Here is a 15,696-nt window from a genome sequence, read left to right as displayed (position 1 = left end):
CAATCCAAGAGAACCAACCTGGTGGCACTCGGCGGCACACGGAGACGTTGACCCGGCCCAAATCGAGGCGACCGCCCGCCAGGACGACAGGCTTCGTCATCGGTGCGAATCCGCCGCGCGCTCATCCGCCCGGCAACGCGGTTCCACAGTGGACAAATTGCGGGCCTGGGGAACATCAGGTCATCCAGGCCTCAGGCATCGTTCGCCGTTCGCGAAACGGTCGTTTTGCGCCACGCCAGGAAGTTTCGCACCAAGATCGATGGGTGAGCTTGCGTTCATGAGGCAGAGAGCGCACAACTCGGTGTTGGCGGACTCGATCCGTTTTGTCGACGCGCTCCAGATCGGCAGCCAGCCGCTGGCGGGTGCGGCCTACCCTCGACGCCAGAAGCGCTTCTTGGCCGGCTGAACAGCGCCGCTCTGCTGACTGCGGGCCAGGTTGGCCAGGGCAACAGTCAGATTCTGCTGGTACGCGGGGCTGTCGGCGGCCAGCCGCCGGTAGATCGTTGCGGCTTCCTCAAGGGGACCGACCGCGTCGGCATGTAGCCCGATGTCGCCGAGATGAAGGCCGAGGTTGTTCAAGGCCATCGCGAGGTCGGGCAGGTGGGCGGGGTTGCCCGCGGCCAGGGGGCGGAAGATCTTGGCCGCTTCCTCGGTCATGGCGACCGCGTCCACACGTCGGCCGACCATTCCACAGGCATTGCCGAGGTTCGACAGCGCGGTGCCGAAATTGCCGAGGTGAACGGGATTCCGCTTGACGACTGATCGGTAGATCGTGACGGATTCCTCCGCAGCGGCAAGGGCATCCTCATGCCGACCGATGCTTTGGCAGCGGCTGGCCAGGTTGGTCAACGCGCCCGCGACGTCGGGCAGGTAGTCGGCGTTCTGGGCAGCCTGCGTCCGGCGCAGTTGGACGGCCTCCTCCGCAGGGCCGATGGCGTCCGCGTGTCGACCGACATTGCCGTACTCGATGCCCAGATTGCTCAACGCCATAGCGAAGTTGGGCAGCTGGGCGGGGTCCTGTGCGGCCAAGGCCCGGTAGAGCGTGACGGCCTCCTCCGCGACGGCCACCGCTTTGTCCCGCTGACCGACACTGCCGTACGGGCGGCCCATGTTCGTCAGGGCAGCCGCGAGGTTCGCCGTGAACACCGGGTTCTCCGCCGCCAGGTTCCGGTACAGGGCGACGGCTTCCTCGGACGGGTCGATCGCGTCCGTGTGTCGCCCGGCCAAGCCGTAGAAGGCGCCGAGATTGCTCAGCGTGCCTGCCAGGTCCGGTCGGTATCCGGCGTTGTCCGCAGCCAACCGACGCCACGTCGCAAGCGCATGCTCGCCCTGCTCCACCGCGTCCATGTGCCTACCGCCCTGGTGGTAGGCGATACCCAGACTGTTCAACGCCATTGCGAGATCGGGCAGGTAGACCGGGTCATCGGCCGCTCGCGCCCGACACGTCGCGACCGTTTCCGCCAACATCGTGACCGCATCCATGCCCATGCCGCCTCCCCCCTCGAACCTGCGCCGACCTGTGCCGGCCACGAATCATAGGCAGTCGACTCTCAGTCACTGTCCCGAAAATCGGGTATACCCGGAGGCCAATTGGAAGCACTGGTCAGGACAGGTACGTCGCGGCGGTGGGACCGTCGAGCAGAGCGGCGGTCAGGTGCCGGCCCTCGACGCTGCGGGACGGCGCAGCGTGCCTGTCCGGCTCGGACTGACCTTTCATGGATTGCGGCACAGCCACAAGACCTGGCTCATCACCGGCGGCGCTCCCGAGATCGCTCAAGCGCGACGGCTCGTCCATCATCTGCCCAACCGCTCAAGCCGGAGAATCCTGCTCCAGAACTGCTCCACAGGGTCACCACAACACGATCAACAGGCGATCACCCAAGATCCACCCTGACCCTCACACCGCCAGTGGTCCACAAAGGACTTCCACCCGGTTACCACCCGCCGACATGCTGCAGGGCAACAGTATGGGGCTCACGCCTGGACGTTCCTTCGCCGCGCCAGCGGGGTCGTATTGGTATCCCCTCTCCACGGTGTTGCCGCGCCGCAGTTTGTGGTCCTGGCCGATGGCCAGCGCGCAGCGCTTCGCCAACTCGGCGACCGCAGCCGCAGTCGGTTGCGCGTCAACACACCCCACGCCCGTTTCCTGACTACGTCCTATCGCCCCCACCGCGCATCCGCCCATGGCCAGGGCGACACGTAGGTCAGCCGGTCGTCAGCTCTTGCTTGTGATCGTGCACGGAGATCAATCTCCGCAACGGGTTCTGGCAGTAGCGGGATCTCGCCCTCCGGCAAGCTGGAGGGATCCAAGGCTGATTGCCGTTGCTCAGTCTCACGGTAGGCCGCCCACTCGACGATTGGCTTCTTCGTATCGATCATGCCCTGGTTGTACCCTCGGCCGTCTGGCGTATTGATCACGCTGTGCGGATGGTCGACGCTGAAGGTGTCGATGTGACACACCTGGGGGTCCCTTGCCTACCCGCAGGCCATCGCGCAGCGACACGTAGCGCTCTTGGCGCCGGCGTCCTGGCGTTGAACGATGTTGGGACAAGGGAGCGAGGACCCCACCGGGTACCCCTCATCCTCTTGCGGCGGCTGTGGGGTCGGTCGGGTCGCTGTCCCGTTCGGTCGGGGTAAGTCTGCCTCCGTCGTCGGGCGCGGGTGGGTGGCCGGAGGCCGGGCGCCGCCCGCTTGCCCGAGCGGCCCCCCGCAGGGGCCTCGCGACCGTGGCTCTCCAGGTCGATCTGTACCCGCTAATTGGCCCTCACGCGTCTGGTGTCGTATGCCCACATCGCGATCTCGACGCGGTTGCGTGCGCCGAGCTTGGTCATCAACGATGCGACGTGGTACTTGACCGTGCTCAGGCCGACGAAGAGCTCGGTGGCGATCTCGGCGTTGGTCCGGCCACGTGCCACCAGCGCGAGCACCTCCTCCTCGCGCTCGGTGAGTGGGTCGATGAGCTGGACCGGTACCACCAGCGCCTGGTCGGCGAAGGTCGCCAGCAGCCGGCGGGTGACGTTGGGGGAGATCAGCGCGTCCCCGTTGGCCGCCGCGTGGATGGCCTGCACGAGGAGCGCCGGACCGGCGTCTTTGAGCAGGAAGCCGCGGGCGCCGGCGCGCAGGGCGCCGAGGACGTACTCATCGAGGTCGAAGGTGGTGATCACGACGACCGCCATCGGGTCCGTCACGTCTGGCCCGGCGAGGCGCCGCGTCACCTCGACGCCGTCGAGCCCAGGCATCCGGATGTCGACGAGGAGGACATCGGGACGCAGCCGGGTCCCCAGGTCGAGCGCTGCGAGCCCGTCTGCTGCCTCCCCCACGACCTCGATGTCGGGTTGCGCGCCGAGGATCGTCACCAGCCCGGTCCGGACCAAGTCCTGGTCGTCGGCTACGACAACACGGATGCTCATCCCAACGCCTCCACCGGCAGCACTGCCTCGACCACCCAGCCACCCTCGGGCCCCGGCCCCGCGGAGAACGATCCGCCGAGGAGCTGGGCGCGTTCGGCCATGCCCAGCAGGCCGAACCCAGGCTCCGGGGCCGGCCCCGGCTCGGTCTGTCCATCGTCGCTGACACGCAGCCTGACGGCGTCGCCCTCCCGGCGTACGTCGATCCCGACGCGGGTCGCGCTCCGGGCGTGCCGTACGGCGTTGGTCAGCGACTCCTGCGCGAGCCGGTACAGCGCGGTGTCCACGGGTCGTGCCAGCCGAGTCAACGAACCGTCCAGCGAGACCTCGACGGTGGGCGTCGCGTCGGTGCGCGACAGAGCAGGCAGGTCCGCCACACCCAGCTGCGGTGAGTAGGCGGCGGCTTCCTCCTCACGCAGCACCCGCACCATGGATCTCATCTCCGCCAGGGTTCGCGACGCTTCAGACTCGATCACGGCCAGGAACTCGGCAGCCTTCTCAGGCTGGATGCCGGCGACCACACCACCGGCCTGCGCCTGCACCGCGATGGCCGAGACGTGGTGGGCCACTGTGTCGTGCAGCTCGCGCGCCAGCGCCACCCGCTCGTGATTTCGGATCTCGCGCTGTTGGCGATGCCAGAGGTCCGCGCGGTAGCGGAACACCGCCGCGAGGGCGACGAACAACAGCAAGAGGACGCTCCCGCCGAAAACGTCGGCCAAGCCCGCGGAGGAGGCGTACATCCCCAGCGCGACAACGACTGTCACGAACGCCGTCCCCACGACCATCTCCCGTCCCGAGCCCCACCGCACCAGGGAGTAGAGCAGGATCAGGACGGCCATCGTGGCGTAGAGGCCGAGGTCCCCGACGTGCGCAGTCAGCTGGAGGACCGAGAGCAGCCCGGCGACGCCCCACCCGACCAGGGCGGCCACCAGGGGGCGGCCCCGCCGCCAGAGCAGGGCAGGCAGCAGCACCAGGGCGAGCACCGTCACAAGGGGTTGCCAGGCCAAGCCCGGCCGAGCGATGCCCTCGACCAAGGCGGCGGCCGCGACCACGCCCACCAGCAGCCAGTCGAGCCGACCGATGGGTGGGGCGTCAGCAGGCCGCGGCTCACGCCAGATGGAGCGCCAGACAGTGACCACGGCTCCAGCCTAGGGATCGGCGTGCCTCGGTGTACCCGCCGAAAGAACAGGAGCGAGACCATGCCATCGGCCAGGCGAACCCCAGACTCCGGGCCGAGGCGCCCGCCGCCGGGTTCAGCGATCGTCGACCTACCGATCCTCACCACAACAACGGAGCCCATGATGAGAACACGTCAACCCACCACCGCCACGCTGGAAGACCAGCGGATCCCGGTGAGAGCCAAGCTCGCCGCAACGTGGACAAGCTTCATGTTCCTGTACGCCTATGTGGACATTCTCAACTTCTTCACGCCCGGCGTCATCGAAGACATCCTCAACGGCAAGGTCTTCGAGTTCGACCTCTCCCAGACCTTTTCGACCACGGCGCTGACCCTCATCGCCATCCCGATCCTCATGGTCGTGCTGTCGATGACGCTGCCCGCCAGGGCGAACCGCATCACCAACCTCACCATCGCCGCGCTCTACGTCCCCGTCACGGCATTCAACGCGGTGGGCGAGTCCTGGCTGTACTTCTACGGCCTTGGCATCGTGCTGGAATTGATCCTTCTCGCCCTCATCGTGCGGTATGCCTGGACCTGGCCCCGCACCGCACCGTCGGCGACCATGGCGGCTAGCCCGGACCGTGAAACCGTTCGCGCCCAACAGCAAGCGTGAACCCGCGAGCAGTCCCCGTCCTGTTCGGAGCCATCTGCCTCGGTGCCGCGGTGCGGGCCTCCTGGCAGTGGGACACCAACCACCACTGGGACGCCGCGTAGGGGCCTTCCAAGCCCTCTGCGGCAGGTCAGGTCATCGGATGCACACCAGTCCCTACCGGACACCCCGTGTCGGTGACATCGACGAGGATCGCATCGAGCAGGCCGCGGGCACCGCATCTGCGTGCGGTGCCCGCACCAGAGCGGCTCAGCTCAGCTCAGCGGCAGCTCCACTCGACGGCCGAGGCCCCACTCCCCCGCTTCGTCATCACTGACCACGGCGAACACGCCTGGAGGAACGCCGTCGAGCTTCGCGGTACGCGAGGCGACGGCCAACAGATCACGCTCGTCCGCGCCGGTGATGAAGAAGACATAAGCGTCCCCGTACTCCTCGCCGTCGTCAAAGACCTCGATCTCGCCTTCTTCTTCCAACCCGCCCAAGAAGTCCTCGATCACATCGATCCAAGGAAAGGGGTACTCGCCCTCGGCCACAACCGGCTCCGAGGGAAAGGGGACATGGATCTCGATGATGAGGGTGGCCACACAGCCATCGTTGCGGAAGATCAACAGCTGTGACCAGCCTGTGCCGCCCGATCTCGACCCACGCACGATCGACAACTACCGCAGCGTCCTGCGCTGCCACATCCTGCTCCGCTGGGGCGCAACACCGCTGAACGCCATCACCGCACTCGGTGTGAACAAGTGGATCGCCGACCTGCGCCGGCTCGGCTACGCCAACACCACCGTCGCCACCGTCGTCAAGGTCTTGTCGATGATCCTCACCGATGCTGCCGATGAACGCCTCATCCCCTCCAACCCCATCCGCCGCTACCGACGTCGCGGACGACGCAGTCACCGCATCGAACGTGAACGCGTCTGGGCAACACCCACCGAAGTCCTCCGCATCGCCCAACAGGCCGCCTCACTCGGCGGAGAGACCGCCAGCCTGCTGATCATCGACCCACGCACCGGATGCCTGCACGAGGGCGCACACACGCGCTGGTTCGGCTCACCCAAAACCGCATCATCGGCCCGCACGATCACCCTGCCGCCGTTCCTCGTCACCATGCTGCGCAAGCACCTCGAGCGGTACAACAACGAGTTCGTGTTCACCACCGAAGGCGGAACATAGTTGTGGCGCAGCACTTTCATCCGCCGCGTCCTCAAACCCGCGGTCAACGGCAACGAAGGACAACCGCTCAGGCGTCCACACAGCACCGACCCGGCCCGGCCTCACATTCCACGGATTGCGACACAGCCACAAGACCTGGCTCATCGCCGGCGGCGCACCCGAAGTCGAACTCCGACTCCTCAGCGACCTCCAACGCCACTGGCACGAAGCAGACCTGAACATCCGAGCACACCCGACCGCACCGGAACCTGCAGAACGCCATGTCTCCGGACCACTTGCGGCACAACCAATCCACTGCCCCTCACACCGTTGGTGGGAGGGGCGTGACGAATACCCAGATCCACGAACCCGGACGCGATCAAGCCGGAGAATCCTGCTCCAGAACTGCTCCACAGGGTCACCGCAACACGATCACCAGACGATCACTCAAGATCCACCCAGAACAGCAAGAAACCCGCCTGACCAGCGATAATCGCCAGATCAGACGGGTTCTACTTCAAGTGGAGCTGAGAGGACTCGAACCCCTGACCCTCACACTGCCAGCGTGAGCCAGAGCATGCCCTCACCTGCGGCGATTATGAAACCGCTGGTCATTACGGTTCCGTTCACCGCCGTTGAATGCAGTCTAACGCCGTTCAGGGCGCATGGACTCTCCGGTTTTCTCCAGACCGATTCAGTGTGAGAGTCGCCTTGAATGGCCTTGGCTTCACGCCGAATCAGCTTCAGACAGGCCGTGTGGCGCTCTCGAAGGGCGCACCTGTAATGCAACCGGTCGGCGGCGACCTCGCGTGTCCAATCACCACGGGCTTCGCGCTCCGGACGACCTAAAAGTCCACAAAGGACAGCGAGCTGCGACGATGCCGAGTCCGCACCGGAAAATGATCAATATCTGCATTCATCACCCGACCCCTGGAGTCAGCTGATGCCCAAACAACACCCTCACCGCCTCACTGAGCTTCGCATCTCGCGAAACGCCCTTGATATCGCCCGTGATGCGTTCGCGGCACTGAGCACCGGGCCTGGCGCGATCCACCTTGACGGCGAGCTGTTTCCAGGGCTTCCTGATCGCCGACTGCGACTGGAGGAAGTCCGCAACATGCTGCTGGACCGGCAATGCACGCAACCCACAAGGGATGCCGTGTGGAGGCATCTGGTTCTGCGTGCTCGCTCGCATGAGGTGGCGTGGAGGACCGCCGCAGTCGGCATGGCCTTGCCCGCGTTGATCTCCGCGTCATCCAAATTGGCCTCGACCTTGGTCAGCGGTTCCGCGGACGTGCACAGCGAAATCGTGACTGGCTTTCTCGCCGCGGTGGCGACGGTGGATCTACAACGACCAAGGATCATGCTTCGCCTCAGGTGGGCGGCCTACCGAGCTGGCCATGCCGCTCTCGTTGAAGCTCGGAACCGGCCAACTCCGGCGAACCTGGAAGCCTCCGCCGTGCCCGTGGCGGCGGTACCAGGCCATCCAGACCTCGTGCTGGCGCAAGCGGTTGCTGATCGAGTACTGAGTCAGAGCGACGCTGATCTGATCGGTGCGACCCGCCTGGAGGACGTGTCCGTCACCAACTGGGCGGACCAACACAACATGGGTCAGTGGGCAACCTACAAAGCACGACAGCGAGCGGAGGAACGTCTGCGGCGCTACCTCGTGGGCACGTGGTCGCCGCAACGCCCATGTGCCACCGCATGCACACCTGGCCGGGGCCACCGGCAGGCACAACGGCGGCCCCGGAACCCAGCTCGTCGGAGCGTTCACGCCGCCGAATCGGGTATGCGATCGTTCAGGAAGCCGAGCAGCTTCCGTTCTGCCCGCGCCAACTCTTCCTGACACCCGTACCTGCTCAGACCGCACCGACCAGCGACCACGTGCCGGTTCTCGCCGTCGAGGTGTACCGCCGACAGCAATCCTGCCTGTTCCTCGGTCAGGGCGCTGCCGAGCACTGCGTCCGCGAGAATCAGATCCGGATGCCCGTTGACTTTCCTTCGGATCCGGATCGCGTCATCGATAGCGGTGTTTTGCCGACGAAGCCGGTTCTCCCGGTTGCAAGCCTCGTGCCCATTGCGGAAGGCGCCGTAGTAGAGCTGTGAGTACACCTTGGGTTGGTCGTCCTCAGCCAAATCCAGTGCCTGGAGGAATCCTTCGAGAATCTCCGAATCCAGGTCAGCCTTGTCACCGGGGTACCGCGGATTGAGCTTGCCGGCGATGTGCTTCAGACCGGGAACCATCATCCCGGCGGCTGCCATGGTCCACGGCTCCGGCTCCTCATGGGCGCGGCGAACGAGCTCCTTCCACACCGCGTCCTTGGTCAGCCAAATGGTCTGCCGCTTGAGCAACAACACTCGAATCTCGTCGAGCGGCTCAAGCCGCGACGGAAGTCCGCAACCGAGTCGCACACCGTCGAGAGCAAGGGCATTGGGGAAGGTGGTCAGCTCGGCGAAACGCCGCTCGACGACATCGAGGCAGGACAGAGCACGATCTTGCATTTGCGGTGATCCCTTTCCGTACTGGGTTGGTCCCCCGACACCCCCTAATCGCCCGGTTCGGAGTCAAAATGATGAGGAATCACCCGATTTGGTGACATGTCGCCAGCGTGTCGCTTCCAGGGTTCAGGCCATCGTGTGGCCAGTGAGGCGCATCAGCGGAGCTCCGTCACCGTGTCGCGTCTTGGAGCGCTGAGTAGGACACACGTTCCTGTTCGAGACGGACGGCGGTACCGAGCGCGTCTTCGACAAGATCGTTGTACAGCGTGGCCTCGTCTGGATGGAGCGATCTGAGGTGTGCGTTGACCGGGGCGCTTTCGCGCACCCACTGATCCTCGTGGGCCAGCAGTGTCGCCCGGTCCATCAGCATCGAGCAAACGTGCCCGAACTTGGCCCGCAGCCGATCCAGGATGGCGAACCCATGGGTGTCGATATCGCCCCAGTACACCAGTTTCCGCTCGGACAACCAGGTCAGCGGCTCAAGTTGGGACAGCGCGTACCCGCCCCCGAAGACCACAACGGAATCCTCCGCGGGCGGGAACGCCAGGTACGTGACCTCGTTCTCCACCACGAACACCGTCGAAACCGGGAGAGGTCTCATGGCGAGTTCATCGACGCGGACGGCCAGTTCACTGAACCCCTCGTGGCTGCCGAGCCAACGAAACCGCACGTAGCCGGGTTTCCTGCGAAAGCGATATCGGCTGGTGAACTCCGAGTGCGGATAAGCAGGATCGATCCGATGTGCCGGGAGATGGTGGTCCAACAGGAGGCCGAGGATCTTGCGGTGGCCTTCGATGAACTTGGTGTCGACACCGGGAACGTCGACCTGGCGGACGTACATGTCGCGGGTCGCGTGGTTGTCGATCCAGAGCACAGTGGTGATCAGTTTGTCCCAGACACGGTCGAAACTGAGCGCTTCAAGGGGTTTTGCGATCATCCATCCGGCAGGTCCGGGCGCCGGTGTCTGTGTCGCGTGTAGGAGTTCGGTGAAGCGCCGCACGTCCGATGTGCGGCGCAGCAGCGACCAGAGCTGGTCGTAGGAGTCGATCCAGACTCGGCCCGGCAACTCGTTCGTGCCGATGATCCTGCCGCCCACGGTCTTCGTCTCGACTCGCAGCAGGCGCTGATCGACCTGGCGCCACTGGGAGACCCACTCCTGAACTTCGCCGAATCGCGTGGACAGGTCACTGGCGGTGGGGCTGCGCAACGGGATTTCGAGCGGGACCCACTCCTCGCCGGCAGCGAACATCCTCAGGAAATCGCCGTTGTCCCAACGGCGTTTCAACCTGTTCACCACGTCGGTGGGTGTCGACCAGGTCCGCGGCGCCGCCATCAGTCGCCTCGCGCGGGCGTGTCTTGCATTGCGTGCGCTAGTTGCCGCTGCTTGTACTCCTCGATCGTGAGGCTCTGCAGGCGCGAGTAGCTACCGGTCTTGTTGTCCACGAAGCCCACCGCGGACACGTGTGGCTCGATCACGTGGATCTTCTGCAGTGGCGTGACGATCAGCAGCTGAAGTCCCAGCTGTGCGAACAGGTTCAACGCGAACCGAGTCGACTCGTCGGAGCCACGACCGAACGCCTCGTCGATCACGACGAAGCGGAAGGTCTTCGACTTCCCTCGGCCGTGGTCAAGTTTGAACTGGTACGCGAGCGATGCCGCCAGGATCGTGTAGGCGAGCTTCTCCTTCTGCCCTCCCGACTTCCCGCCCGAGTCGGTGTAGTTCTCGTGCTCGGAGTCGTCGGAGTGCCAGCGTTCGGAGGCCGAGAACATGAACCAGTTGCGGACGTCTGTGACACGCCTCGTCCATGCCCGATCCGCCTCGGTCTGGCCCTCACGTCCCTTGAACCGCTCAATGATCTTCTTAACCTGCAGGAACTTCTGCTCCGAGTACTGATCCGACTCGTCACCGCCAAGCGTGCCGGTCGTGCAGTCCCGCAGTTCAGTGCGGAAGTCACGGATCTCGACGTTGATCGTGGGCTGCAGATCCAGCCGGATGTACCGGCCGGGGTTGTAGTCGATGCCGACCAGCGACTCGTTGATGGTCTCGACGCGTCGCTTGATCAGGTCGACCTGTTTGTTCAGCTGGGAGTTGAACCCGGCGATGTCGCGGATGGTGTTGGTGTTCAGGTAGGTCTTGAAGTCTGTCTCGAACCTGGGCAGGTCGTCATTGACGAGGCGGTCGTGGAACGCCCGGTACTCACCGGCCGCGAACATCGAGTCGTCGGCCTCCTCCATCTCCCGCGGGTACTTCCTGCGGAAGGTGCTCATCTTGGCGATCGCCTTGTTCCCGACAGCGGTCTGGCGGCCGGTTCGGTTCTCCACGAGGTTGGTGAGCTTTCCGCTGACATCCGCCTGGCAACGATCACAGTCAGCCGGCGTCAACAGGACCTGGGAGTCCAGATGTCCTTCGACAGCGTCGAAATGTGCCCGAGCGTGCTGGTACGCTGGCTCCTCCAGCTTCTCTTTCGCCGCGTCCAGGTCATTCTGCGCGGTATCGCGGGCAGCGGTGAGTTTGCCGATCTTGGTCGTGAGCGTCTCCTGGGTGTCCGCCGCAGTCTTGATCTTCGCCCCGACGAGTTCGAGCTCGGCCGTCACGCGCTGCAGCTCGTCGGACGACTGCTCAAGACGTCGCTTCTCGTCGGTGAGCGCTGTGATGCCGTTGACCACCGACTGCCAGTCGATGTCCGCGTACGAGCCGAACTCCGTGAGCTTGGCGATCGCGCCCTGCAGTTCATTGGTCCTACGGAAGTCCCCGCTCAACCCCTGCCTCTTGCCGACAAGATCGTTTCGCTCGGCCTGCACCTTGCCTGCCTGGTCGAGCAACGCGTCGATCTTCTGCTCGTTGCTCCAGCCGAGAACGTAGGTGCGCCTGTCGTCGATGCGTCGGGCGTCGTTCTTCTCGTGCCAGCCGCGTGCCCCCTTGATCTGTCCTTCACGGGTGACCGCCTTGGCGGCGCGACGAAACTCGTCCATGGTGTCGACGCATTCGCAGTCGGCGCGGTACCGCAGTTCCCGCTCCACCCACGCCGTGAACGGGGAGTCCTTGATCTCCAACATGGTGGCGAGCGTGCGACTGCTGACCACGATGTCGGGCTCGCGGCCGAGACGATCGGGCACCCGGTAGTAGACCAGCCTCGTACCCAGGTGGTGATCGTTGATCCAGGTCGACGCCGCGGTGTAGTGCTCGCTGGACACGAGCAGCGACAGGCCGAAGCCGTGCAGCAACCGTTCGGCGACTCCCTCCCATTCGGCGCAGTCGGGTCGGACCTGGATGAGCTCACCCGCGAACGGCAGGTCCTCCTCGTCCAGTCCCAGCTCGCCGCAGAGCTGGGCACGCAGGTCAAGGCTCCGCTTCGGGATGTTGCTGCGCCGGTTCCGCAGGCTGATCAGTTCCTCGTTGAGCTCCTTACCCTCGATCTCCAGGGCGTTGAGCCGCACGCCGATCTCAGTGAGCTTGTTCTGCAGCTCGGCCTGCGCCCCGTCGAGGTCGCTCGCCGCATCGGTGATGTCGCGATGCCGGGTGGAGAACTGCTCGGCGTTCTCCACCCGACGAAGCCCGGCCTCGGCCAGGAGTTGGTGGAAACGCTGAGACCTTCCCTGGCGCCGGTCCCGCTCGGCGGAGTCGGTCCTGAGCTGCTTCTCGATCTCGGACAGCCTCCCGCCGCCGAATCCCGCCCGCGCCACGCTCAGCTCAGTTTCCCTGCCGCGCAACTGGTCCAGTTCCGCCTTGGTCTGACGAAGGTCGTCCGTGCGGGTGCGAAGGTCCGTGGTCAGCGTGACGATCTGCGCTTGGAGCAGACGGGACCTGCGGTCCGCGAAGTAGTGCGGCAGTGCGTCGCGCTGCTCCTTGAGCGACTGGATCTCGATCGCGAGATGGTCGTAGACATCGCACTCGGCCAGCAGCGGGCGAAGCTCGGCCAGTTGCTCGCGCGCCTTGCGCACTGCGGCGTGAGCCTTCGCCAGATCCTCGAAATGATCGACCAGCCTCTTGGTCCAGTCGGCCGCGTCGAAGGGCTCCAGCATGTGGTTGCGGACGAACTCGTTGAGATTGCCGACGGACTTCATCGACACGGTCTGGTGGAACAGCTCCATCGCCTGCTCCGACGGGATGTCCAGCCGCCGCCTGAAGTCCTTGCTGTACTGGGGGAAGTGATCGTGCGTTCCGGCACCGCCCTTGCGGAGCCGCCGCTTGAGCGTGGCGATATCGCCGCCGAAGTCCGAGAAGTCACCGGCGATCGTCAGGTCCCGGTCAGCGGTCACGAAGAAGCGGTCCGGCTGGCCCTCAGTAGCGCTGCCGAACCAGAAAACCTGTGCGAGCGTGACCGTGGAGTCGTAGCCGGGGTTGGCGAACACGCCCAGGATGACCGCGAACGAACGCCGATCACGCAAGCCGACCGGTTTGGACGAGCCGGTCGCCTCGCTTCGCTCCGACTTGTGGTAGCCGAGAACGTACGACCGCAGGCTGCGCTCCCTGGACTCGGCACCCGCCGCCTTGTTGTACGAGATGCGATGTGCCGGCAGCAGCAGGGTCGTGATCGCGTCGACCATCGTCGACTTCCCCGAACCGATGTCGCCGGTCAGCAAGGCGTTCTCACCTCGCACACCGAACACCCACACCCGCTGGTCGAACGTGCCCCAGTTGTAGACCTCGAGCCGCTCCAGCCGATGGCCGGCCAACTCGGCGGGCTCCTCGCTCATCGGTCCTCCTGGGCGCCGCTGGGATCGAGTTGGCGCGTGTACTCGGCAAGGCGCTGGTCGAACTCCGACAGCCACTGCCCGTCAACGAACGCCTTCAAGATCCGGCGGACTTCAAACGCCGCGTCCTGCCCCTTGATCCTTCGGAGAAACCCGAGCTCGACGACCTTGTTGATCTGCGTGTCGATCTGGTCGACCAGCCTGGCCTCGTTGTTGCTCTCCGGCATGAACAGCCGCACCATCTCCACGATCTGGTCACGGGTGAGGATCAGCCTCGTGTCGCTGTCGCCCGCGTCGAACTCGGCGAGCTTCTTCCGCAACAGCGCCAGCAGCAGACTGACCGCGAACGACAACGCCCGCCGCGGGATCAGCCGGGGAACAGCGGCGTCTTCGTCGTCCGCATCGGGTTTCGACCGCAGAAACGCATACCCCTCAGCCTCGTCGATGATCACCGTGAGCCCCATGACGCCGACGTAATCGCGCGCCTGTGCCTGCAGCGGCAGCAAGTGCTGCCACACCTTCTCGTGCGTGTCGCGGTAGACCACGCCCTTCACCAGGTGCGTCACGACCAACGACAGATCCAGGTCATCCTTGGCGGACGTCACGACTCCCCCACTTCAGCGGCCGGCATCTGCGTAAACGTGACCCGAGGAACCGTGGCCACCCGGTCAGCACCGTCGAGATCACGCCAGCGCACCCGTTCCCGCACCTGCTCGTCGAACACCACCCGGAACGCCGGATCGTTCAGCGACAGGTACGTCACCAACTCGGCCAGCCCCTGCTCCAGCGGATGCTTGCCGAGCAGCTCCGCAAGACCGATCTGCCCGCGCGTGCGCAGCACCCGACGAACACCCTCGCTCAGGCGTTCCGGGTCGACGTAGATCTGCTCGAACAGCAGCGAGGAGTCGATGTCCTCATCGGCGGCGACGATGTCGGCGCTGCTCAACGCAACCTTTTCCGGTGGCGTGTACAGCGGGCGTTCCATCGGCAACGCCACCACCGGAGCGGTTCCCTCGATCTCGGACACGACATCCACATCACGGCGTTCCCGCAACTTCAACGCACTCGACTCGATACCGCGCAGGATGTCCATCACCCTGCGGTTCTCCAGCCAGACCTGGTCGTCGAGAAACCGGCGCAGCTGCTCGGACAGCAGCCGGACCGTCGCCTGCGTGCGTTCCGCCGCATCCATCCAGTCGTAGTGGATGTGCCGCATTCTCGGGTCGGCTTCCCCGATGGCGTCGAGTGCCTGCACGCGTTCGAGCAGCTCGCTCAGCTCCGTCTGCTTCTCATAGGAGAGCAGGAAGTCGTAGAACGCCTGGAAACTCTTGCCCTGATCGGAGTCGGCGATGCTGTTGCGGCTCCCCAACACCTCGTCGAGCAGGGCACCCTTGGCACCGTCCCAGGACGCGATCCGTTCCCGCAGATCACGATCCAGCGCCCGGAAGTTCGCCTCGACCTCGCGGAAGTCGGCGAGCAGCTCCCGCGCGATCGCCGCGAACTGCTGGTAGCGATCCTTCTGCGCCGGCGAGTCGAGCACCGCGAAGTCCCCACGCTCGACCTGTGCGATTTCGACATCGATCTCGTGGCGGCGACGACGCAGTTCAGTCAGCCTGACCTCGGGGTCGGTCTCCGCGCCGAACACCATCTGCCGCAGCAGCTCGAACACCGTGTTCAACCGCGACTCGGTACCGACGAACGACCGAGCGTGGAGCGTGTCGACCCACGCCAAGGCCTTCTCGACAGCCGATGTCGCGTCGTAGTGCGCCTCCTCGGCACCAACCGGGTAGTACTTGCGCAACCATCCCTTGTCCGAGGCGGCCCAGTCGTCCAGGTACGCACCGGCCGGCTTCGGGAACCTGTGGTCGAGCCGCTCGTTCAGCGCGTGAAGCTCATCCTCGAGCCTGCCTGCCAGCTCACCGCGCGAGATGGACCGAACGTTGTCCTCGACGAACACCTTGCCCAGAAAGCTGAGGATGAACGGCGCGTTGTCCGCGAGCAGAAGTTTCCAGGCAGGGCTGTTCTTACGCAGCGATTCGAGATCCTCGAACTCCACGACACCTGCCTTCCGCCTGCCACGGCGTCCACCTTCTCGAGGGTAGGGGAAGGCACCGACAGAGCCAGGACAACCCTTCGACGACGCATGTCGA

General features: G+C 65.1%; 12 protein-coding genes. 3 read left to right on the top strand and 9 right to left on the bottom strand.

What is annotated here, in order from left to right:
• Nucleotides 1–369 precede the first annotated feature (369 nt).
• The 3 genes from SK803_RS37985 to SK803_RS37975 form a co-directional block, all read right to left on the bottom strand.
• Complete coding sequence (locus SK803_RS37985; RefSeq protein ID WP_319971031.1) at nucleotides 370–1,488, bottom strand: tetratricopeptide repeat protein; 1,119 nt, start codon at nucleotides 1,486–1,488, stop codon at nucleotides 370–372.
• Between the two features lie 1,265 nt (nucleotides 1,489–2,753).
• Nucleotides 2,754–3,410 carry a response regulator transcription factor gene (locus tag SK803_RS37980; RefSeq protein ID WP_319971030.1) on the bottom strand — a complete coding sequence of 219 codons (657 nt, stop codon included), beginning with the start codon at nucleotides 3,408–3,410 and terminating at the stop codon, nucleotides 2,754–2,756.
• Complete coding sequence (locus SK803_RS37975) at nucleotides 3,407–4,546, bottom strand: sensor histidine kinase (RefSeq protein WP_319971029.1); 1,140 nt, start codon at nucleotides 4,544–4,546, stop codon at nucleotides 3,407–3,409. Before SK803_RS37975 ends, SK803_RS37980 begins: the two co-directional genes overlap by 4 nt.
• 162 nt (nucleotides 4,547–4,708) lie before the next feature.
• On the opposite strand from SK803_RS37975, the gene SK803_RS37970 reads away from it, so the two are divergent.
• A complete protein-coding gene (locus tag SK803_RS37970) occupies nucleotides 4,709–5,200 on the top strand; it encodes a DUF6326 family protein (protein WP_319971028.1) in 492 nt (163 codons plus the stop codon).
• A gap of 251 nt (nucleotides 5,201–5,451) precedes the next feature.
• On the opposite strand, the gene SK803_RS37965 is transcribed toward SK803_RS37970, so the two are convergent.
• A complete protein-coding gene (locus tag SK803_RS37965) occupies nucleotides 5,452–5,781 on the bottom strand; it encodes a hypothetical protein (protein ID WP_319971027.1) in 330 nt (109 codons plus the stop codon).
• 151 nt (nucleotides 5,782–5,932) lie between these two features.
• Here SK803_RS37965 and SK803_RS37960 point away from each other — a divergent pair, with 151 nt between their 5' ends.
• Together SK803_RS37960 and SK803_RS37955 are read left to right on the top strand one after the other, a co-directional pair.
• Nucleotides 5,933–6,370 (top strand): hypothetical protein, encoded by a 438-nt coding sequence (locus SK803_RS37960; RefSeq protein ID WP_319971026.1) that lies wholly within the window; start codon nucleotides 5,933–5,935, stop codon nucleotides 6,368–6,370.
• A 1,379-nt stretch (nucleotides 6,371–7,749) separates the two neighbouring features.
• Nucleotides 7,750–7,878 carry a hypothetical protein gene (locus tag SK803_RS37955; RefSeq protein ID WP_319971025.1) on the top strand — a complete coding sequence of 43 codons (129 nt, stop codon included), beginning with the start codon at nucleotides 7,750–7,752 and terminating at the stop codon, nucleotides 7,876–7,878.
• Nucleotides 7,879–8,122: 244 nt separating this feature from the next.
• Here SK803_RS37955 and SK803_RS37950 read toward each other — a convergent pair whose 3' ends face one another.
• The 5 genes from SK803_RS37950 to SK803_RS37930 form a co-directional block, all read right to left on the bottom strand.
• Entirely contained in the window at nucleotides 8,123–8,854 is a 732-nt protein-coding gene (locus tag SK803_RS37950; RefSeq protein WP_319971024.1) for a hypothetical protein, read from the bottom strand.
• A gap of 166 nt (nucleotides 8,855–9,020) precedes the next feature.
• Nucleotides 9,021–10,184, bottom strand: a complete 1,164-nt coding sequence (locus SK803_RS37945) for a DUF3322 domain-containing protein (protein WP_319971023.1) — start codon at nucleotides 10,182–10,184, stop codon at nucleotides 9,021–9,023.
• Nucleotides 10,184–13,549 (bottom strand): ATP-binding protein, encoded by a 3,366-nt coding sequence (locus tag SK803_RS37940; protein WP_319971022.1) that lies wholly within the window; start codon nucleotides 13,547–13,549, stop codon nucleotides 10,184–10,186. Before SK803_RS37940 ends, SK803_RS37945 begins: the two co-directional genes overlap by 1 nt.
• On the bottom strand, nucleotides 13,546–14,151 hold the full coding sequence (locus SK803_RS37935) for a DUF4194 domain-containing protein (RefSeq protein ID WP_319971021.1): 606 nt from the start codon (nucleotides 14,149–14,151) through the stop codon (nucleotides 13,546–13,548). Before SK803_RS37935 ends, SK803_RS37940 begins: the two co-directional genes overlap by 4 nt.
• Nucleotides 14,148–15,602, bottom strand: coding sequence for a DUF3375 domain-containing protein (locus tag SK803_RS37930; protein ID WP_319971020.1), 1,455 nt, complete (start codon nucleotides 15,600–15,602; stop codon nucleotides 14,148–14,150). The genes SK803_RS37935 and SK803_RS37930 overlap by 4 nt, the downstream gene beginning before the upstream one ends.
• Between the last annotated feature and the right edge of the window lie 94 nt (nucleotides 15,603–15,696).

This window comes from Lentzea miocenica (assembly GCF_033949945.1).
Taxonomy (GTDB): Bacteria; Actinomycetota; Actinomycetes; order Mycobacteriales; family Pseudonocardiaceae; genus Lentzea; species Lentzea miocenica.
The sequence above is the reverse complement of the archived record's forward strand: the minus strand, read 5'-3'. Positions and strand labels throughout refer to the sequence as shown.